The 19722-nt window shown below is 63.7% G+C and carries 18 protein-coding genes; 5 read left to right on the forward strand and 13 right to left on the reverse strand.

Translation table 11 applies throughout. The annotated features are described in order from the left end of the window. Positions 1-2 precede the first annotated feature (2 nt). A complete protein-coding gene (gene truA, locus H6851_04510) occupies positions 3-755 on the forward strand; it encodes a tRNA pseudouridine(38-40) synthase TruA (protein MCB9942864.1) in 753 nt (250 codons plus the stop codon). On the opposite strand, the gene H6851_04515 is transcribed toward truA, so the two are convergent. From H6851_04515 to dapD, 3 genes are read right to left on the reverse strand one after another with little or no spacing between them, the layout of a single operon-like run. Next, positions 734-1309, reverse strand: coding sequence for a hypothetical protein (locus H6851_04515; GenBank protein MCB9942865.1), 576 nt, complete (start codon positions 1307-1309; stop codon positions 734-736). The two genes, truA and H6851_04515, sit on opposite strands and share 22 nt — an antisense overlap. Then, entirely contained in the window at positions 1306-2517 is a 1212-nt protein-coding gene (gene dapE / locus H6851_04520) for a succinyl-diaminopimelate desuccinylase (GenBank protein MCB9942866.1), read from the reverse strand. Before dapE ends, H6851_04515 begins: the two co-directional genes overlap by 4 nt. A gap of 21 nt (positions 2518-2538) precedes the next feature. After that, positions 2539-3381, reverse strand: coding sequence for a 2,3,4,5-tetrahydropyridine-2,6-dicarboxylate N-succinyltransferase (gene dapD / locus H6851_04525; protein ID MCB9942867.1), 843 nt, complete (start codon positions 3379-3381; stop codon positions 2539-2541). A gap of 156 nt (positions 3382-3537) precedes the next feature. Here dapD and H6851_04530 point away from each other — a divergent pair, with 156 nt between their 5' ends. From H6851_04530 to H6851_04540, 3 genes are all read left to right on the forward strand, one after another. Next, the gene (locus H6851_04530; protein ID MCB9942868.1) at positions 3538-4944 is read left to right on the forward strand and encodes an FAD-binding oxidoreductase; all 1407 of its coding nucleotides are present in this window, start codon (positions 3538-3540) and stop codon (positions 4942-4944) included. A gap of 43 nt (positions 4945-4987) precedes the next feature. Then, positions 4988-5752, forward strand: a complete 765-nt coding sequence (locus H6851_04535; protein ID MCB9942869.1) for a class II aldolase/adducin family protein — start codon at positions 4988-4990, stop codon at positions 5750-5752. Positions 5753-5821: 69 nt separating this feature from the next. Continuing rightward, positions 5822-7507, forward strand: coding sequence for an acyl-CoA dehydrogenase (locus H6851_04540; GenBank protein ID MCB9942870.1), 1686 nt, complete (start codon positions 5822-5824; stop codon positions 7505-7507). 26 nt (positions 7508-7533) lie between these two features. On the opposite strand, the gene H6851_04545 is transcribed toward H6851_04540, so the two are convergent. The 9 genes from H6851_04545 to H6851_04585 all read right to left on the reverse strand — a co-directional run bounded on the left by H6851_04545 (position 7534) and on the right by H6851_04585 (position 17018). Then, complete coding sequence (locus tag H6851_04545; protein ID MCB9942871.1) at positions 7534-8475, reverse strand: sugar-binding transcriptional regulator; 942 nt, start codon at positions 8473-8475, stop codon at positions 7534-7536. A gap of 19 nt (positions 8476-8494) precedes the next feature. Continuing rightward, positions 8495-8956 carry an RpiB/LacA/LacB family sugar-phosphate isomerase gene (locus H6851_04550; protein MCB9942872.1) on the reverse strand — a complete coding sequence of 154 codons (462 nt, stop codon included), beginning with the start codon at positions 8954-8956 and terminating at the stop codon, positions 8495-8497. A 10-nt stretch (positions 8957-8966) separates the two neighbouring features. Then, the gene (locus H6851_04555; GenBank protein MCB9942873.1) at positions 8967-10001 is read right to left on the reverse strand and encodes a glycerol-3-phosphate dehydrogenase; all 1035 of its coding nucleotides are present in this window, start codon (positions 9999-10001) and stop codon (positions 8967-8969) included. Continuing rightward, positions 9998-11311: an iron-containing alcohol dehydrogenase gene (locus H6851_04560; protein ID MCB9942874.1), complete on the reverse strand. Its 1314-nt coding sequence runs from the start codon at positions 11309-11311 to the stop codon at positions 9998-10000. The genes H6851_04555 and H6851_04560 overlap by 4 nt, the downstream gene beginning before the upstream one ends. After that, positions 11308-12831 carry a hypothetical protein gene (locus H6851_04565; GenBank protein ID MCB9942875.1) on the reverse strand — a complete coding sequence of 508 codons (1524 nt, stop codon included), beginning with the start codon at positions 12829-12831 and terminating at the stop codon, positions 11308-11310. Before H6851_04565 ends, H6851_04560 begins: the two co-directional genes overlap by 4 nt. Before the next feature lie 80 nt (positions 12832-12911). Further along, positions 12912-14435 carry an extracellular solute-binding protein gene (locus tag H6851_04570; GenBank protein ID MCB9942876.1) on the reverse strand — a complete coding sequence of 508 codons (1524 nt, stop codon included), beginning with the start codon at positions 14433-14435 and terminating at the stop codon, positions 12912-12914. 55 nt (positions 14436-14490) lie between these two features. Beyond that, positions 14491-15372, reverse strand: a complete 882-nt coding sequence (locus H6851_04575) for a carbohydrate ABC transporter permease (protein ID MCB9942877.1) — start codon at positions 15370-15372, stop codon at positions 14491-14493. Next, entirely contained in the window at positions 15372-16241 is an 870-nt protein-coding gene (locus H6851_04580; GenBank protein ID MCB9942878.1) for a sugar ABC transporter permease, read from the reverse strand. Before H6851_04580 ends, H6851_04575 begins: the two co-directional genes overlap by 1 nt. A gap of 129 nt (positions 16242-16370) precedes the next feature. Beyond that, positions 16371-17018, reverse strand: coding sequence for a glutathione S-transferase N-terminal domain-containing protein (locus H6851_04585; GenBank protein ID MCB9942879.1), 648 nt, complete (start codon positions 17016-17018; stop codon positions 16371-16373). A 151-nt stretch (positions 17019-17169) separates the two neighbouring features. On the opposite strand from H6851_04585, the gene H6851_04590 reads away from it, so the two are divergent. Then, positions 17170-18282, forward strand: coding sequence for an S-(hydroxymethyl)glutathione dehydrogenase/class III alcohol dehydrogenase (locus H6851_04590; protein ID MCB9942880.1), 1113 nt, complete (start codon positions 17170-17172; stop codon positions 18280-18282). 174 nt (positions 18283-18456) lie between these two features. Here the strand turns inward: H6851_04590 and H6851_04595 are convergent, their stop codons facing one another. Next, positions 18457-19536 carry an isocitrate/isopropylmalate dehydrogenase family protein gene (locus tag H6851_04595; GenBank protein MCB9942881.1) on the reverse strand — a complete coding sequence of 360 codons (1080 nt, stop codon included), beginning with the start codon at positions 19534-19536 and terminating at the stop codon, positions 18457-18459. Positions 19537-19722 lie beyond the last annotated feature (186 nt).

Consider the following 19722-nt stretch of genomic DNA (forward strand, 5'->3'; position numbering starts at 1 on the left):
CGATGCCACGCTACCGCCTCGTCCTCGAATTCGACGGCGGCCCGTTCGTCGGCTGGCAGCGTCAGGAGAACGGGCCATCGGTCCAGGCCGCCGTCGAGCGCGCGATCGGGGCCATGCTGAACGAGACCGTCACCGTCTTCGCCGCCGGCCGCACGGACGCCGGAGTGCACGCCCTGGCCATGCCCGTTCACTTCGATCTCGACCGCGACGTGGCTCCGGAGAAGCTTATGGCAGGGATCAACCACCACCTGCGTCCCGATCCTGTCGCGGTGCTCGATGCCCGGCGGACGGACGACGACTTCCACGCCCGCTTTTCCGCCGTCTCGCGAAGCTATGTCTACCGCATCCTCAATCGCCGCCCGACCCCCGCGATCGAGCGTGGCCGGGTCTGGCACGTGGCCCGCAGGCTCAGCACCGAACGCATGCAGGAAGCCTCGCAGGCGCTGCTCGGCAAACATGACTTCACCAGCTTCCGCAGCTCCGAATGTCAGGCGTCGTCACCCGTAAAGATGCTGAATCGCGTCCATGTGGAGCGCTTTGGCGACGAGATCCACTTCAAGCTCGAAGCTCCGAGCTTTCTGCACCATCAGGTGCGCAACATCGTCGGCAGCCTGAAGCTGATCGGCGAAGGAAGCCGTCCCGTCAGCTTCATTGATGACGCACTCAAGGCCCGCGACCGCAGCCAGGCAGGCCCGACCGCCCCGGCGCAGGGCCTCTACTTCGTGCGCGCCGATTATCCCGCCAGCAACTGGTGAATGACCTCTTCGACCAGCAGATCGAGTGTGAAAAGCCCGAGGACCGTAACGGCCGGTGCGCGAAGGGCGATCTTGAGCACGAACCATTGCACATAGAGCGCGCCGACAAACGCGAACAACAGCAGGAGCTGCCCGAGGGCCGGCGGCATGAGGCTGGTGACCAGCAGCACCGCGATGAAGATCGCCATGACGCAGGCCGAGACCCAATTACTGGCGATGATCAACGGAAGGTAGCGATCGCCAAGTTTGAAAAATCGCACGAATGCGAGACTCAACAACGGAAACTTTAACCACGAGAGCACGAAAATGAGACTGGTTCTCGCCAGGTTCTCGAATGTGACAGGATTTCCAGCCTGCACATTCTGCACATAGAAGATGAATATCGCACCGGGAAAGACAATCGCGGCAGAAAGGAACGAGCGCCAGAACCCCTCGATGGTCAGGTTGAAACAACGCAGTCCATCCGGTTGCAACCGCACCAGCATCGAAGCGGCCCGCAGGGAACGGACAACCTCCGCCTTCAGATCGCCTTGCTGTCGGTCAACGGGATTCATGCCGAACGATCGTCTGTCGCAAAAAATCGCGGGATGAGATCCGCATAGACCAGGGTGAGCTTTTCGATATCGGCAAGCGCGACACGCTCGTCACTCTGGTGCATCGTGCTGCCGACGATGCCAAGTTCCACCACCGGGGAATAATGGCAAATGAAACGCGCATCGGATGTCCCTCCCGACGTGCTGAGTTCGGGCGTGAGTCCGGTAACGGCCCCGATGCTGGCGACGACGGTATCGACGAAGGCTCCGGGCGTGGTGACGAACGGCCTGGCACTTTCGCTGAAGTCGATATCGAAACGCCCGCCAGCCGCCGACGCGCTGTTGCGCACCCATGTCTCAAGGCTGTCACGGCTGTGCATGTCGTTGTAGCGGATGTTGAAAACCGCCTTCGCCTCGCCGGGTACGACATTGCTGGCGGGATTGCCGATGTCGATGGTCGTCACCTGCAGCGTCGACGGATCGAAATGGGCGTTGCCCTGATCCAGCGGCTCGCGCGTCAGCCGTTCGAGCAGCCGGACGACCGCATGAGCCGCGTTCTCGGCACGATGCGGATAGGCGACATGCCCCTGGCGGCCCAGTGCTGTGACCGTGACGGTAAGCGAGCCACGCCGCCCGATCTTGACCATGTCCCCCACGGCCTGCTGCGAGGTCGGCTCGCCGACGATGCAGCCGTCGAAGCGGTGGCCCTGGTCATGCGCCCATTCGAGCACCTTCACGGTGCCATTGACGGCCGGTCCCTCCTCATCGCCGGTGATGATGAGGCTGATCGACCCCGGCATCTCGCCATGCCGCGTCCTGTGGCGGGCCAGTGCGGCAACGAAGCAGGCAATGCCGCTCTTCATGTCGGCCGCCCCCCGGCCGATCAGCTCGTCGCCCTCGATCGTCGCGGCGAACGGATCGACATGCCAGCTCGACGCATCGCCCGGCGGAACCACGTCGGTATGACCGGCAAAAGCCAGATGCGGACCGCCATCGCCGATGCGGGCGAACAGGTTTTCCACCGGGGCGGTGCCGTCCCCACCAAAGCGGAGGCGATGGACGACGAACCCCAGGCGTTCGAGCCATGAGGCAAGGAGCCGCTGCGCACCGCCGTCCTCCGGCGTCACCGAGGGACAGCGGACCAGCGCCTGCGTGAGCGCTACCGGATCTTCGAGATCGATCAAGGCCTGGCACTCCTCCCGACCGGACCCGCCATTCGGAACGGTCATCAAGCTGTGGCGTAACGTCGTTCAGTCCCGCAGGAGATCGTTGATCGAGGTCTTGGAGCGGGTGCGCTCGTCGACCCGCTTGACGATCACCGCGCAGTAGAGGCCGGGTCCCGGAGTACCGTCGGGCAGCGGCTTGCCGGGCATGGTTCCCGAGACCACCACCGAATAGGCCGGCACGCGGCCCATGTGGATCTCGCCGGTGGCACGGTCGACGATCCTGGTCGACTGGCCGATATACACGCCCATGCCGAGCACGGAGCCTTCCTCGACGATCACGCCTTCGACGACCTCGCTGCGCGCGCCGATGAAGCAGTTGTCCTCGATGATGGTCGGGCCGGCCTGCAACGGCTCCAGCACGCCGCCGATGCCGACACCGCCGGACAGGTGGCAGTTCCTGCCGATCTGTGCACAGGAGCCGACCGTGGCCCAGGTGTCGACCATGGTTCCCGTATCGACATAGGCACCGAGATTGACGAAGGAGGGCATGAGCACGACGCCGGGAGCGATGTGGGCGGAATGGCGGACCACGCAGTTGGGCACCGCCCGGAAGCCGGCGGCGCGGAACCTGTCGTCGTCCCAGCCGTCGAATTTCGATGGTACCTTGTCCCACCACGAACCGCCGCCGGGGCCGCCGCCGATCATGGTCATGTCGTTGAGGCGGAAGGACAGCAGGACGGCCTTCTTCAGCCACTCGTTGACGACCCAGCCGTGCGGTCCCTTCTCGGCGACGCGGGCCTCGCCCCTGTCCAGCGCTTCAAGCGCATGTTCGACGGCATCGCGGATCTCGCCGGTGGTCGCGGGGCTGACGCCGTCGCGCCCGTCGAACGCCCTTTCGATGATACCCTGCAGTGAAGCCGTGTCCATGTTCAGTCCTCCTCCTCGCCCAAGGCCCGCGGAAGTTAGCGTCGCCCGTCCCGCTGTCAACAAGACGCGCTGGCCATGGCGATGTCGGTTCGTCCTTGCCGCATTCGGGAGCCGACCATAGTTTGACAGCAGTCACCCGTATTCATGTTGAAGAAAATGCCACAAGCCGCCTTTCTCGAATCCGCCCGTTCCCTGCTCGGACCTTCCGGCATCATCACCGACAAGGAGGAAGCCGAACCCTATCTATGGGATTTCTGGCGCCAGAACCTCGGTGTCAGCCCGGCCGTACTGCGTCCGTCATCGACCGCCGAGGTCTCCTCCGTCGTGCGACTGGCCGGCGAGCATGGCGTACCTCTCGTCCCCCAGTCCGGCAATACCGGCCTCGTGACCGGCGGCATTCCCGATCGGAGCGGCCGACAGGTAGTGCTCAGCCTCGAACGCATGAACCGCATTCGCGATCGTGACCCGGCCGGCGACTACATCGTGGTCGAGGCGGGCTGCGTGCTGGCCGACATCCAGCAGGCGGCACAGGACATGGACCGGCTCTTTCCCCTGTCGCTGGGTGCCCAGGGCTCGTGCCGCATCGGCGGCAACATCTCCACCAATGCCGGCGGGGTCAACGTCCTGCGCTACGGCATGACCCGTCAGCTGGTGATGGGCCTGGAGGTCGTGCTCGGCGATGGCACCATCTGGAACGGTCTCCGCGCGTTGAAGAAGGACAACACGGGCTACGACCTCAAGCAGGTGTTCATCGGTGCGGAGGGTACACTCGGCATCATCACCGCCGCGGTCCTGCGCCTGTTCCCGCGTCCACGCGAGACGCAGACCCTGTGGCTGGCCATCGAACGTCCCGCCGTCGCCATCGAGTTGCTCAAGCGCTTCCAGTCCACATTCGGGGAACTGATCACCAGTTTCGAATTGCTCACCGGGTTCGGTGTGGAAGCGGCGGCCACCCATCTTCCGGGCGTGCGCCATCCCATCGAGAGCCGCAGCGACTGGCATCTGCTGATCGAGGTGGAATGGTCGCTGACCGAAGGATTGCTGCCACGCATCGAATCCATCGTCGAGGAGATCTTCGAGGCCGGACTCGCCAGCGACGGCACGATCGCACTCAGCGAGGAACAGCGGGCGATGATGTGGCGCATCCGCGAGGGCCAGAGCGAGGCAACCCGCCACATGGGCTATATCGTGCGCAGCGACGTCTCGGTGAAGGTGCGCGACCTGCCGCTGCTGATCGATCGTGCCACGGCCCGCTTTGCGGAGAGCGCTCCGGGCGTGACGCTCATCCCCTTCGGTCACGTCGGCGACGGCAACCTGCATTTCAACATGATCGCGCCGGAGGACACGGACGACATGCCCGCGCTGAAGAAGCGCCTGCTCGCCGAGCTCGCCGACATGGTTTTCGAGCTCGACGGATCGTTCAGCGCGGAACATGGCATCGGCCGTTCCAAGCGCGATGAACTGGTGCAGCGCAAGAGCGAGGTCGAGGTCTCGATGATGCGGCAGCTGAAATCGACCTTCGACCCCGCCAATATCCTCAACCCGGGAGCGGTATTGCGCTAGACATTCTCCAGGCTGACAACTGCCCGATCAGGAGGATATCGTCATGGCCGTCTCGAAGATCGCCCGCATGACCAATACCCCGGCCCATTACGAGGAACGGGTCGACCTTGCCTGTGCCTTCCGCTGGACGGTTCGACTGAACATGCATGAAGGTGTCGCCAATCACTTCTCGCTGGCCGTGAGCGACGATGGCAAGCGGTTCCTCATGAATGCCAACCAGGTCCATTTCAGCCGTATCCGCGCTTCCGAACTGCTGCTGCTGGATGCGGACGACCCGTCGACCATGGACCAGCCGCAAGCGCCCGATCCCACCGCCTGGGGGTTGCATGGGTCGATCCACCGCCACTGCCGCCATGCCCGTTGCGTGCTGCACTGCCATCCGATCTATTCGACGGTCCTGGCGTCGCTGGCCGACAGCACGATTCCGCCCATCGACCAGAACACGGCCACCTTCTACGAACGCCACATCGTCGATGACGGCTTCGGCGGACTGGCCTTCGAGGACGAGGGCGAGCGCTGCGCGAAGCTGCTGTCCGACCCGAATGTCAAGGTGATGGTGATGGGCAATCACGGCGTCCTGGTGCTGGGCCATTCCGTCGCCGATGCGTTCAATCGCCTGTACTACTTCGAACGGGCTGCGGAAACCTACATCAAGGCGCTCTCGACCGGGCGGCCGTTGCGGGTAATCCCCCACGACGTCGCCAGCCGGACGGCCCGGGAGATCGAGGACTATCCGGAACAGGACACCCGGCACTTTTCCGAACTTCGTGCCATTCTCGACGATCAGGAACCCGACTATCGCAACTGATCTCCCGGTGTTGCCGTTCCCGGATTCGTCCGATTCGCCCTTCCGCTACCCTGTGCCGGAGCCCCGACCATGACCGCCTATGAACCGCCCATCGACGATATCCGCTTCGTGCTGAAGCACATCGCGCGAATGGACGACGTGGCGGCGCTGCCGGGACTGGAAGCCGCGAGCGAGGATGTCGTCGAGGCGGTTCTGGAAGAGGCCGCAAAGCTCGCGAGGAACGTCTGGGCGCCGCTGAACGCGGTCGGCGACCGGCAGGGCTCGAAGCTCGAAAACGGCCGGGTGCGCACACCCGAGGGTTTCATCGACGCCTATCGCCAGTTCGCGGAAGGTGGCTGGATGGGACTTGTGTTTCCCGAAGAGCATGGCGGACAGGGCCTGCCATGGACCCTTTCCACGGCTGTTGGCGAGATGTGGAATGCCGCCAACATGACCCTGTACCTTTGCCCGCTCCTGACCCAGGCCGCGTGCGAGGCCCTGCTGCACCACGGCACCGACGAGCAGAAATCGACCTGTCTCGACCGTCTGATCAGCGGCGAGTGGACGGCCGCCATGTGCCTCACCGAACCGCAGGCGGGCACCGACGTGGGCGCATTGCGCACCCGCGCGGAGCGGCACGGCGACCACTACCGCATTCGCGGCCAGAAGATCTTCATCACCTTTGGCGACCAGGACTTTACCGATAACATCCTCCATCTGGTACTGGCACGCCTGCCCGATGCGCCACCGGGCACGAAGGGCCTCTCGCTGTTCATCGTTCCCAAATTCCTCATCGATTCCGATGGGAAACCCGGACGGCGCAACGACATGCGGGTCCTGAAACTTGAGGAAAAACTCGGCATCCATGCCTCCCCCACATGCGTGATGTCCTACGGCGAGGATGATGGAGCCATCGGCTATCTTCTGGGCGAGGAGAATGCCGGCATGCGCTGCATGTTCACCATGATGAACAATGCCCGACTCGGAGTCGGTCTCGAAGGGCTGGGCATTTCCGAACGCGCCTATCAGCAGGCGCTTGCCTATGCCCATGACCGGGTGCAGGGCAGACCGATCATCGAGCATGGCGATGTGCGCCGGATGCTCACTCACATGCGTGCGGTGATCGCCGCCATGCGTGCCTTGTGCCTTTACGCGTCCTCCCACGTGGATCGCAGCATCCGTCACGGCGACGAAGCCGTACGCAAGCATGCCGCCAACCGCGTCGCACTGCTGACCCCTATCGTCAAGGCGTGGTGCACGGACAGGGCCCAGGAGATCGCGTCGATGGCCCTCCAGGTGCATGGCGGCATGGGCTTCATCGAGGAAACGGGCGCCGCCCAGCACTATCGGGATGCCCGTATCACCCCGATCTACGAGGGCACCAACGGCATTCAGGCGATGGACCTCATCGGCCGGAAACTGACCATGGAAGACGGACGCCTGCCCTACGACCTTCTCGACGAACTCGCCTCGCTGGCCTCCGAGGAACTGCAAGCGGCCGTGGCCACCGTGCGCGAGGCCACCGACCGCATCCGGCGGTTCGATACCGCCGACCGCGCTGCTGCGGCCAGGCCCTATCTGGAGATGTTCGGCGCGGTGCTCGGCGCGGTCCTGCTCGAAGAAGGCGCCCGCCACGCCGCACATGACAGCCGCGGTGCCGAATGGCCGGGCCTGTCGCGCTTCTTCAACCTGACCATACTCGCCCCGGCACTGGCCCTCTACGACACCGTCATCGCGGGCGCAGGCGTCTTTGGCGATGTGGGACCGACGACCTGAACGTAGATGCTCGCGCCTGTGCACGTTCAACGCGGTGCGAGGAGTTTCCTCGCGGTCTGCTCGTCGGTGACGATGACATTGACGTAACCGCGGCTCAGGACAGCCCGGATGATCGGCAGTTTTTCCACGCCCCCCGACGCCAGGATCGAGAGACGCACCTTGCCAAGGTCCTCGGGACTGAGTCCGATGACCCTGTCGTTCATCGGATGATCGACCAGTTCCCCCGCCTCATCGAGATAGTGTCCGAGAAGATCGCCGATGGCGCCGGACAGTTGCAGCGAAAGCGTGTCTTCCGCCGACACCAGGCCGAGGCGCCTGATCGTCGACTGGCGTTCGAGGGCGCCCACCGAGACCAGTGCCATGTCGACCGACCGGCCACGCTCGATCACTTCGGTGATCGCCCCCTGTTCGAGAATGGTGGCGCGTGACTGAGGCGAGCTGGTGAAGGTCGGTGCTGCCAGGTAGTAACATTCGGCATCGAGAATGTCAGCGAATCTCGAAGCTGTCTCGTAGGTGTTGATTGCCGATCCGCGAGTAAGCCCACCCATCAGCGAGACCACCGTCATGCCCTGCCAGCGCTTGCGTTCCACCGACTGGAGGCTTGCCCGCAAGGTCCGCCCCCAGCCGATGCCGATGGACATCCGGTCGGACATGTGGTCCGAGATGAAGATTCCGGCCGCACCTCCGATCACTGCCGGGAAGTTCTCGCTATCGGACGGAGCCGGCACCACCACCGCATTGGCGAGCCGGTAATGCTTGACCAGTTCACGTTCCAGCTCGACACAATTCTTCAATCTTGAATTGATGCGAATCTGAACAATGCCCAGCTCGCGGCAAATCGCCAGTTCACGATTGACGCGCACCCGGGACAATCCCAGTTGTTCGGCAATCTGCCCCTGCGTCCGGCCCTCGACATAGTAAAGCCAGGCAATGCGCGTGCGTTGCTGGTCCTCGCGGTCGACCATCATCCCGACACCGCGCGGATCGTCACCGGCCCCGATAGTCCGTGTCCACCTGGTCGATCTTGGCCACCTTCTTGCCCGAACGTTCGGACTGGAACTCGTTGGCAAGCCAGATATCGACGAGCATGGTGGCGACCGACGGACCGGTGATCTGCGCGCCCATGGTGATGACCTGCGCATTGTTCGAGGCGATGGCCCGTTCGGCCGTGTAGGGGTCAGTGACGCAGACCGCCCGGACACCGGGCACCTTGTTGGCGACGATCGCCATGCCGGCACCAGTACCGCAAACCAGAATTCCCCGATCTGCACCGCCCTCGGCGATGCGCTCGGCCAGTTTTCTCCCGACATCGGGATAATCAACGGGATCATTGGAATTCACGCCCAGATCCTCGACCCTGACCCCCTTCTTTTCGAGATGGTTCCTGATGGTGTCCTTCAGCGGAAGGCCCAGATGGTCGGCACCGAGCAAAACGGTTCTGGTCGTCATATCGTCCTCTTCAACGGTAGAAGTCATTCCACGGAATATCGAAAGTCTCATTATCGCGAATGGCCCGCAGGATCGCCCGCGAAAGCGGCAGGCGCGCCGCGTCGAGATCGCCACGTTCGATCATGGCGAGCATCGTGCCGCCGACGGAGAGCGCGAGTTCCGCACCCTCGACCGTATCCTCCGCCATCCGTCCGGCCTTGGCCTCGCGATATCGCCAGCCCGCGCCGAGCAACCGTCCCATGCGGCTGTTGCGACCGCCCTGCACGGTAACGTAGAGGTCGCCGGTACCGGCCAGCCCGCGAACCGTCGAAGCCTCGCCGCCGAGCGCTGCATTGATGTGATCGAGTTCCAGCAGCGCCTGATTGAACAGGCCGGCAGCGTGGTTGTGCATTTGCGCCCTGTTGTCGACTGGTTCCGCGATGTCGAGTTGTCCCAAGGCGGCACCAATCCCCAGAGCCATGAAATTCTTCAGGGCGGCACAGACTTCGACACCGACAAGGTCGCGGCTGGCCCGCGCATGGTAATAGGGAGCATCGAGCAGGGCGAGCGCCTGGCGCACCAGCGCCTCGTCGCCGAACGACACGACCACGCTGGTCTGCCGGCGGACGGCGAGTTCCCCGGCGATGCAGGGCCCGCCAACGCCGCCCACGGGGCAGTTCAGGGCCTTCGATACACCAGTGGGAAAAATCCCCAATCGGTTGTTTTCGCAGACAAGTCCCTTGGTGAGCATGAGGATCGGAACGGACGAAGTCAGGTGCGGCCGGAGCCGGTCCACCGCCCATTCGACACCCGCCGAACTCACTCCGAGAACGACCAGATCCACCCCCTTCGCCAGGACATCGCCAAGCTCCTCGTGATGGCGGGCCTCGACCCGCTCGGGCAGGACGGCGTTCAGTCTCGGATGACAGCGATCCCTGCGCACACCGTCGATCAACTCACGGTCGAGATGAGTGCCCACCAATGTGACAGCGGACCCGGCATCGGCCAGCGGCAGCGAGAAGGCACTACCCATCACACCGGCACCGAGGATGACGACATGGCTCATCGGGCGGCTTCCCGCTCGGCAAACCCGGCGAGCCGGCCCGTATGCGCCGCGAGATCGAGGAACGAGAACCGGTCACGAATCTCGTGTGCGTGGGCGACCGCCTCTCCGTAGCGCGCGGCGTCGAGACCGATGTCCCCGGGCTTCATCGGGCCATCACAGGCGCCCACCGCCGCCTCCAGCCGCGCCAGCGGCAACGTCAGTGCCAGCAACTCGTCGCGCAGCCCCGGCCAGTCACGCGCCAGCGCCCCGTTGATGCGCGCCGCGGCGGCGTCATCGATCCGTTTCGCCATCAGTCCTCGGATGCAATCGTCCGCCTGGGCTCCGTAACGGGCACGCAGGGCGACCTCGTCGACCCGGGTGGGTTCCAGCACGGGCGGTTGCTCATCGGCAAGCATCTCCGCCTGAAGTCTCGTCATGGAGAATGTCGCCACACCGACCTGTTCGCCATGCAGCGAACCCGGATGCGGGTCCATGAACATGTCGATGTAGTGGCTGATGCCGTGCTCGCCCATCGAGCCGGAGTGGCTGGTGCCTGAAATGACCACCCCCAGCCCGCCGAGCGTCAACAGCCGCACCAGGGCCGCCATGGCGTCAGGGTCGCCATCGAGCAGGCGGCCGGTGCTCTCCAGCACCAGCGGCTCGTCGTCGAGCTGAATGACATAGGGACTGTTGTAGTACGGCGTGCCCAGCAGCCTGTGCGACATCAGCCAGTCGACCTGGGCCACGCCACGGCACAGGGAATCGCCGACGCCAGCGCAGGTCATGCGCGCCGGAGCCGCCGAGAGAACCGAAAGGTCGAAGAAGACGCCCGCGGGGGCCTTCGACTTCAGGCTGTTCTTGTAGCCGCCCGAGGAGATGGAGGCGGTGCTGGTGACATAGCCGTTCATCGAGGCGGCGGTACCGAAGACTGCCGTCTGGCGACCATCTGGGAAGGTCGCATGCTTGCAAAGATCATTGATCGTGCCGGAACCGACCGCAACGACGGCATCGGCATGGCGGATCCGGTCCCTCAGGTCGGCTGCGGTCTCCTCGTCGGCGTGAGGATGGTCGAGAACGACCTCGATGACGTCGCCCAGCGCACGGACCACCCGCCGCCCCATCACCTCGATCGTGTTCTCGTCGCAAACGACGGCAAGCCGGCCGTCCAGCCCGGCCCTTTCCACCAGCCCGGCTTCCGCGCCGTCGAGATCGGGCTCGATCACGATCGTCCGGATCGAGCATTCGACCGGCCTGCCTGTCTCGCCGGGCACGAAACGCCCGCTGAGGAAGTCCTCGATATGCTGGTCACCCCTGGCTTTCAAGCCCGTCATCCTTCACTCTTGAACATCGCCAGCGCTTCGAGAATTTCCCGATTTGCTGGATACACTTTCCTGTAGACATCGAGCAGGCGGCCATAGGCCTGCGCATTGTCCGCCTGCGGGCGAATCTCGACATCGCCCCGTGCTGCCATGCTCGCGGCCGCCTGCTGCGCGTCCGTGAACCAGCCGGCCCCCACGGCGGCGGTGATCGCCGCCCCGAGTGCTGACGCCTCGACGACATCAGAACGGTAGACAGTCTTGCCGGTAGCATCCGCAACGATCTGACACCATGTGCGGCTTCGGGACCCTCCCCCGATGGTCAGCAATTCACGGATGGGCTGGCCGATAGCCTTTTCGATTTCAGCATAACCCATTGCCAGATCGAGCGCGATGCCCTCCATCAGTGCACGGTAGACATGAGCGCGACCATGCTCCGCCGACAGACCCAATAACCCGCCACGCGCGTTGTAGTTCCAGTAGGGGGTCATGACGCCACCCCAATAGGGCATCAGCATCAGCCCCTCGGAACCGATGGGCAGCCGGGCAGCCTCCTGCTCCAGCCGTTCGTAGATTCCGGGATCGGCTTCGGTATCGGCGCCGAACAGCCCCTTGACGAACCAGTCGACGAGAAAGGTGCCGCTGCGCAGGCAGACTTCGTAGATATAGCCGTCGCCCGACAGGCTCGCCATGGTCCGGAACGCCGGATCGGTGGCATAGGCCCGGTCGTAGACACCGCTGACGCAGGCGGTGCCGAGATTGAGATAGGCACTGCCGGCCGCCAGCGTTCCGGTGCCGAGCCCCGCGGCCTGGCCATCGCCACCACCGGCAACGATGGGCGTCCCCTCCGGCAGGCCGCTGAGAGCCGCCGCCGCTTCGCTGACATGCCCCAGCACCGTGCCCGGCCGCTCCGCAACGGCCAGCTGCTCGCGACGCAGGTCCAGCGCCTCCAGGATGACCGGGGAGTAGACGTGGTTGCCGAGGTCGTAGAACCCGGTCGGATCGGCGCTGGCCCAGCTCGTCCGGTATCGTCCGGTCAGGCGCAGGACGAGGAAGGCATGAACGTCGCAGACGCGCGCGGCACGGGCATAGAGTTCGGGCTCGTTGCGCTTGAGCCAGTGCGCGGCGTAGAGGCAGGGAGTCGGGTCCGGCGTCTTGCCGGTGATCTCGCGCAGGGTATCGCGGCCGAGTCTCTCGCTCAGCAGCCGCACATCGTCGCGGCCGCGCTCGTCCAGCCAGGTGATGCCGGGCGATGCTGGCCGGTCGTTCTCATCCAGCAGGACGAAAGTCTCCCGCTGATTGGAAACCGACAGGGCCGCTACCCGACGAAGGTCGATCTGCGCCCCAAGAACCTTCAGGGCCGCGACCAGTGACGTCCACCACTCCTCCGCGTCCTGTTCGAAGAACAGCGGTTTCGGGCTCTCCATGCCGATCGAGGCCCGCCCTTCGGCGACAAAGGCCCCTTCGCGATCGAAAGCCACGACCTTGGTTGCCGTCGTACTGCTGTCGACACCGATAACGAGATCAGCGTTCATCGGGATACATGCTGCCTGATGGTACGGTTGACGATGGCCGACGGTCTCCTACAGTTGGATTCCGCCGGCCGGTCATCAGATCAGCCGCGGAACGGTGCGGCCAGCTCGTTGGTCTGCTCGGCGATGGCATTCATCGCCTCTTCCGGTGAGGAATACTGGCCAGCCAGCAGCTTGCCGAGTTCCACCGGAATGACATTGTTGGCGATCTCCGGCCAGCTTGGCAGATCCGGTTCCGACCCCATGCGGTTGTTGATGGTCCACTCGATGGCCGGGAAGTGACGCGTCGTACCGGCACCGGGCTCGGCCGCTGCCAGCACGCGCGGGTCCTTGAACGCCGACAGGCGTACCGGCGAAGCGCCACCACCGACGATGCACGAGCGCGCAACCACGTCCTTCGATGTCACCCACTGCATGAAGAGCCATGCCGCATCGGGGTTCTTCGAGTAGCGGGACAGGGCAATCGACGAACCGCCCTGATGGCCGATGTGCGGGATCTCGTTGAAGCCCGTTTCGTCCGGTGTGCGCAGGGCCGCCTCTTCGGGTGGAATGGCCGCTGCCATCTTGCCGCCGCCGACCTTGCTGTCGCCGCCATCGAGCCCGGGGAAGAACTCGCCCCAGCTGATGCACTGGGCGGCCACACCCTGGGCCATGGACTGCCACTGGCCATCCCAGGTCCAGGTCTTGGCATCCGGCGGCATGTAATTTACCAGATCGAGCATGTATTGCAGGCCGCGCATGCCGGCCTCGTCATTGCCGGTGAACATGCCGTCCGGGCCGAAGATCGAGCCGCCATGCGACCATAGCCATGCCGTCCAGTCGCACTCCAGACTGTAATGACCGGACTTGAGCTGGCCGGTGGTACCGTAGATGCCGTTGCCGATCTCGGCCTCGTGCAGCGCCCTGGTGACATCCATGTATTCCTGCATGGTCGTCGGCACCGACAGGCCGTGCTTGTCGTACAGGTCCTTGCGGTACATCAGGATGAAGATGGGAATGTCGAACGGAACACCCATCATCTGGTCGTTGGCCATGGCGATGCCCTGGACCAGCGGTGGCGAGAAATCGTCCCAGTCGTAGCCCGGCATCGCCAGCTCGGGCTTGCTGTCGTAGTATTCGCGCGGGTTGAAGGTATCCGGCGAGAACAGCGCGGCCCAGGCCTGGTCGAGATAATAGAGGTCGTAGGTGCCGAGCTGTCCCTGCGCGTCGAGCGTGGCCTTCTGGAGGACCTGCTCCAGCGGCACGATCTCGATCTCGACGTTGATGCCGGTGGCTTCCTCGAACTCGCTCTTGAGCTCGGAGGCGACGTTGGTGGGCGGCGTGGCTTCCGAGGTGTAGCGGATGGTGGTGCCGGCGAACTGGCGGCCGACGTCCTTGAGCCACGCGGTGACGTCATCCGGCGTCTGGGCCTGTGCCAGCGGCGTCCCGAGGTTGGTGAGCCCGCCCCATGGCCGCCCGCCGCCCATCATGGTCGCGGAAAAGCCGGAAAAGCCCACGCCGGCCAAGGCCATCTTGCGGAAGAACTGCCGCCTGGTGATGCGGCGCCGACCGTAGGCCCTTGCCGTATCGGCAATGAAGGTCTTGCGGTCATGGTCTCGAAAGCTCATCAGATGCCTCCTGTTGTTTTCGAGCCTGGGAGGAAGATCGCGACCGGCCGGATACTCAGTCCTTCAGCGAGCCGAGTGTCAGGCCGCGCACGAGATGCTTTTGCACCAGCATGATGAAGATGAAGCTCGGCACGAGGGCCGCACTCCCCAACGCCGTGATCAACCCCCACTCGGTGCCCGTGGAAGTGACGAACGTGGTGATCTTGACCGGAATCGTCCGGATGCTCGTGGTGAGCAGGAGCGAGATGAGGAACTCCGTCCAGGAGAAGATGAAGCAGAGCACCGCCGTCGCCGCCAGCCCGCCCTTGACCAGCGGCAGCACGACCATGCGGAAGACCTGAAACCGCGTGGCGCCGTCCAGCATCGCCGATTCGTCGAGCTCCACCGGCACGTCGTCGAAGAAGCTCTTCAAGAGCAGCACCGCCAGCGGCAGGTTGATCAGCGTATGCGCCAGGATCAGCCCGAGATGGCTGTCGCGCAGCCCCATGTCGCGGAAGATGAAGAACAACGGGATCGCCACAGCAATGGGCGGCATCATCCTTTGCGCCAGCACGAAGAAGACCATGTGGTCCTTTCCGGGTATCGGAAACCGCGAAAGGGCGAACGCCGCGAGCGTCGCCAGCAACAGGGCGCAGAAGGTCGAACCGATGGCAACGATCAGGCTGTCGTAGATCGACGTCAGCGAATAATAGGACGATGCGCCGCCCGTCTGCCCGCCGACGCCGCCTTCGAGATTGATGCGCGACTTGCCGCCGATGGTGACCTCGTAGTTCTCCACCGTCGGCTGGAAATCGGCATAGACCGGCGGTTGGGCAAAGATCGCGGTATAGGGCTTGAACGAGGCCAGCACCCACCAGAAAAGCGGAAAGATGAAAACCAGCACGACAAACCAGGCCAGGATATCGCGCAGTATCACTTTCGAAGCATGTCCCGGCATCAGAACTTCACCCTGAAAATCTTGATGAAGGCAAAGCAGATCACGTTCAGCATGATGAGCGTGAGCAGGCTCAGCGTCGCCGCATAGGGAAAGTTGGCCACACCGAATACCCTGCCGGCATAGAAACTGAGCGTCTCGGTCGCCGTTCCGGGACCTCCCGACGTCATCGCGAAGATATAGTCATAGATGCGATACAGGTCGATCGTGCGGATCAGGACCGCCGTTGCGATGACCCGGCTGAGCATGGGCAGGGTCAGATGACGCAACGTCTGCCACCAGTTGGCACCATCGATGGCCGCCGCCTCGAACGGTTCCTTCGGCAACGCACGAAGACCGGCCATCAGGATCAGCACCATGAACGGCGTCCACTGCCAGATATCGGCTGCCATCACGCCCCAGAGGGCCATGGAGGTGCTGGCAAGGATGGGATTGTCCGGATCGACCAGTCCCATCTCCTTGAGATAATAGGACAGTACGCCGAACTGGCCATCCTCCATGAGCAGGAACATCATGCCCGTGACAGCAGGCGGAACCACCAGAGGCAGGGTCATCAGGGCGCGAAGGAGCCCGTATCCGCGCCGTTCGCAATCGAGCAGCATCGCGATCGCCATGCCCAGCACGACCTGGATGACAAGACATATCAGCGTGTACTCGATCGTCACGACCAGCGAATCGATGAAGCGATCATCGGAAAACGCCTTGATCCAGTTCTCGGCACCAATGAACTTGTAGTCCCGCAGCCCGGGAACCTTGCCCTGGGTACTGAGCCATATCGAATAGATCAAAGGATAGATGCCAAACGCGATAATCATCGCGAACATCGGTGCCAGCCATGGAAACGGATGATCGCCGCTCAGGAATTTCGGCATCCACGGACGACGCGACTCAACAGCACCCTGATATGGAACCGCCACCGTTCCTCCCTCGTATCAATCTGGATTCGGTATCGGCAGAAATTTTGTTTCGTTGCGTTACAATTGTTCAAACCACTGCCGCTGTCAAGCTCCCATACGGGCATACCACGAGCGGAGCGGATCATCGCCGGATAGCAGGGACACCTTCGAAACGGCTCCGGCCCAGTCGAACGCGCCGGCGAGGATGAAGTCGGCAAAACCGGGCCGGTCACCACAGATGCAGGGAGACTGGCGCAGGGTCATCCGCGCCGGTTCGAGGGCCTTTTGCAGGGCAGGTATCGCCGCCTCGCCCTGATGGAACTCCTCCAGCGTGCAACCGAAGCGTTGCTCGCGGGTCTCGCGGAAATAGACCTGGTCTCCGGGTGTCAGGGCCCGGTGGATGTCGAGAATCACGATGCGAAGAATGAGGGGATGAATGACGGAGTCCACCCAGTTCCGGAACGCGCCGGTGAGCGCGCGCGCCTGCTCGCCCTCCATCAGCGGAGGTTCAGGGTAAACCTCGTCGAGATAGCAGGCGATGTCCCAGCTGTCGGTGATCGTGCGCTCGCCATCGGTCAGGATCGGGACCAGCTTCTGGCCACTGAATGCAATCCGGTCCTTGTCGGTGAAACGGATCGGCACGATTTCCGCATCGAGCCCCTTGGCCGCAAGAGCCCGTCGGATGCGGTTGCAGTATGGACTGAAGCGGCACCGGGGATCGGCACCGGTAAGGTCGTAGAGACGTCGGGCCATGGTCATCTTCCTTTTCAGATCGGGGCGGGCCGATGAGGCACCGGGGACGTCGCCAACGCAAGTGAAATGACTTCTTGCATATTGCCAGCCCCATGCCCATCCGCCACCTTACCGGGCACCTGAGGACCGGCGAATACGGGAGTACGAGAGGATGCAGACGAGAGCAGCGGTGGCACACAAGGCCGGAGCACCGCTTTCCATTGAAACGGTCGAGCTGGACGGACCGAAGGCCGGTGAAGTCCTGGTCGAGGTCAAGGCGACCGGCATCTGCCACACCGACGAATTCACCCGCTCGGGCGGTGATCCCGAAGGCATCTTCCCGTCGATCCTCGGTCATGAGGGTGCGGGCGTCGTGGTGGATGTCGGTCCGGGTGTCACCTCTGTGAAGAAGGGTGACCATGTGATCCCGCTCTACACTCCGGAATGTCGCGAGTGCGAGTACTGTCTCAATCCGAAGACCAATTTGTGCCAGGCGATCCGCTCCACCCAGGGTCAGGGCCTCATGCCCGACGGCACATCCCGCTTTTCGATCGGCGGTGAGACGCTGTATCATTACATGGGCTGCTCGACCTTCTCGAACTTCACGGTCATGCCCGAGATCGCGCTGGCGAAAGTCCGCGAGGACGCGCCGTTCGACAAGATCTGCTACATCGGCTGCGGTGTCACCACCGGTATCGGTGCCGTCATCAACACCGCCAGGGTGGAGCCCGGCTCCAATGTCGTCGTCTTCGGTCTCGGCGGCATCGGCCTCAACGTCATCCAGGGCGCGCGGCTCGTGGGCGCCAACATGATCGTCGGCGTCGATCTCAATCCCGGACGCCGGGCGATTGCCGAAAAGTTCGGCATGACCCACTTCGTCAACCCGAAGGATCTCGGCGACAAGGACGTCGTCGCCCACCTTGTCGAACTCACCAGGGGCGGCGCCGATTACAGTTTCGAGTGCATCGGCAATACCCACACCATGCGCCAGGCGCTCGAATGCTGCCACAAGGGCTGGGGCGAATCGGTCATCATCGGCGTTGCCGGCGCGGGGCAGGAAATCTCCACTCGCCCCTTCCAGCTCGTCACCGGCCGGGTCTGGCGCGGCACCGCCTTCGGCGGCGCAAGGGGTCGCACCGACGTTCCGAAGATCGTCGACTGGTACATGGACGGCAAGATCAACATCGACGATCTCATCACCCACACCATGCCGCTCGATGACATCAACAAGGGCTTCGACATGATGCATCACGGCGAAAGCATCCGCAGCGTGGTCATCTACTGATCGGCGATATCCGACGCCGAGGGAAGATCCCGCCACTGGCCGCAAGAAAGGACATCGCCCCTGCGCGGTGTCCTTTCTTCATGGAACCCTTTCGGCAGGTCTCGTGACAGCCGCCAGGATGGCCGGGAACTTCCGAACGGTTCGCGTTCGAGCCGGCCCGCATCCGGGCCTGACCTACCTGGCCTGGGTGAGCCCGCCGGCTACGGCCTGCGCGAACGCTCTCGTGCCAGTGGTCCCGCCCAGGTCGCGGGTGCGCAGTCCTGGAGATGTCAGCGCCGCTTCAAGAGAGGCGTCGATGGCATCCGCAGCCTTCAGGAGTGCCGGGTCATCGTCGCGTTGCCCCATCCAGTTCAGCAGCATGACGGCGGAGCCGATCAGCGAGGAGGGGTTGGCGATGTCCTGCCCGGCAATGTCGGGAGCGGAGCCGTGCTGGGCCTGTGCCATCGCGGCGTTCTCTCCCGCGTTGAGAGAGGCTGCAAGACCGAGGCTTCCGGCGAGTTCGGATGCGAGGTCCGAGAGGATATCGCCGAACATGTTGGTGGTGACGATCACGTCATACCGGTCGGGCGACCGGACGAGGTGCGCGCACATCGCGTCGACGATACGTTCATCATAGGTGACATCCGGGTGCTCCGAGGCAACCTTGCGGCAGCACTCAAGGAACAGTCCGTCGCTTACCCGCATCACGTTGGCCTTGTGCACGGCGGTGACGTGCCTGCCCCGCGTCCCGGCAAGGGCGAAGGCCTCCCGGGCAATCCGCATCGAGCTGTGCCGGGTAATCCGGCGGAATGCCATGGAGACGTCTTCGGTCACCATGATCTCCCCAGGGCCGGAATGAAGGTTGCGGTCGGCGTAAAAACCTTCGGTATTTTCCCGGACGATCACCATGTCGAGCGGGATGCCGGCACGCGGTGCGATATTGGCACGGGTCCGGGCGGGACGAATGTTGGCGAAGAGGTCGAGCCGCTTGCGCAGTTCACCCGAAGGGTTCAGCCCGCCCTCCGCTCGCGGCGGATAGGCGTTGTGGGACACCGGGCCAAGGACGATCCCGTCACAGGTCCGGATCTCCTCGAAGGAGCTGTCGGGAAAGGTGCTTCCGCTGGCTTCGAGCGCAGCAAACCCGATGTCGATCGTCTTGAACGTCAGGCCGAGCCCGAAGGCGTCCGAGGCCGCCGCCAGCACGTGGCGTGTCGCTTCGGCGATTTCTGGACCGATGCCGTCACCAGGCAAAAGGGCAAGGGTGCGTTGCGTCATGGGAGCGGCCTTCTTTGGTCAATCGGGTTGAGCTGGCAAAGAACGGGCTCATTTTACATCGCGTTGACGGGCATGGCAAAGCCGTGCGGCGTAAGCGATCACCAAGAGAAGAACGTCGCCCGCAGTTGGTGGGACAATTCAACTTGTTGAAATATCGTTATATTCGCGAAGCGCATTCCGATCGAG

Source organism: Geminicoccaceae bacterium (assembly GCA_020638465.1).
GTDB lineage: Bacteria > Pseudomonadota > Alphaproteobacteria > Geminicoccales > Geminicoccaceae > JAGREO01.

Coding starts and splice junctions, on each gene's coding strand:
- truA (MCB9942864.1), top strand. CDS start 3: ATGCCACGCTACCGCCTCGTCCTCGAATTCGACGGCGGCCCGTTCGTC.
- H6851_04515 (MCB9942865.1), bottom strand. CDS start 1,309: ATGAATCCCGTTGACCGACAGCAAGGCGATCTGAAGGCGGAGGTTGTC.
- dapE (MCB9942866.1), bottom strand. CDS start 2,517: ATGACCGTTCCGAATGGCGGGTCCGGTCGGGAGGAGTGCCAGGCCTTG.
- dapD (MCB9942867.1), bottom strand. CDS start 3,381: ATGGACACGGCTTCACTGCAGGGTATCATCGAAAGGGCGTTCGACGGG.
- H6851_04530 (MCB9942868.1), top strand. CDS start 3,538: ATGCCACAAGCCGCCTTTCTCGAATCCGCCCGTTCCCTGCTCGGACCT.
- H6851_04535 (MCB9942869.1), top strand. CDS start 4,988: ATGGCCGTCTCGAAGATCGCCCGCATGACCAATACCCCGGCCCATTAC.
- H6851_04540 (MCB9942870.1), top strand. CDS start 5,822: ATGACCGCCTATGAACCGCCCATCGACGATATCCGCTTCGTGCTGAAG.
- H6851_04545 (MCB9942871.1), bottom strand. CDS start 8,475: ATGATGGTCGACCGCGAGGACCAGCAACGCACGCGCATTGCCTGGCTT.
- H6851_04550 (MCB9942872.1), bottom strand. CDS start 8,956: ATGACGACCAGAACCGTTTTGCTCGGTGCCGACCATCTGGGCCTTCCG.
- H6851_04555 (MCB9942873.1), bottom strand. CDS start 10,001: ATGAGCCATGTCGTCATCCTCGGTGCCGGTGTGATGGGTAGTGCCTTC.
- H6851_04560 (MCB9942874.1), bottom strand. CDS start 11,311: ATGACGGGCTTGAAAGCCAGGGGTGACCAGCATATCGAGGACTTCCTC.
- H6851_04565 (MCB9942875.1), bottom strand. CDS start 12,831: ATGAACGCTGATCTCGTTATCGGTGTCGACAGCAGTACGACGGCAACC.
- H6851_04570 (MCB9942876.1), bottom strand. CDS start 14,435: ATGAGCTTTCGAGACCATGACCGCAAGACCTTCATTGCCGATACGGCA.
- H6851_04575 (MCB9942877.1), bottom strand. CDS start 15,372: ATGCCGGGACATGCTTCGAAAGTGATACTGCGCGATATCCTGGCCTGG.
- H6851_04580 (MCB9942878.1), bottom strand. CDS start 16,241: ATGCCGAAATTCCTGAGCGGCGATCATCCGTTTCCATGGCTGGCACCG.
- H6851_04585 (MCB9942879.1), bottom strand. CDS start 17,018: ATGGCCCGACGTCTCTACGACCTTACCGGTGCCGATCCCCGGTGCCGC.
- H6851_04590 (MCB9942880.1), top strand. CDS start 17,170: ATGCAGACGAGAGCAGCGGTGGCACACAAGGCCGGAGCACCGCTTTCC.
- H6851_04595 (MCB9942881.1), bottom strand. CDS start 19,536: ATGACGCAACGCACCCTTGCCCTTTTGCCTGGTGACGGCATCGGTCCA.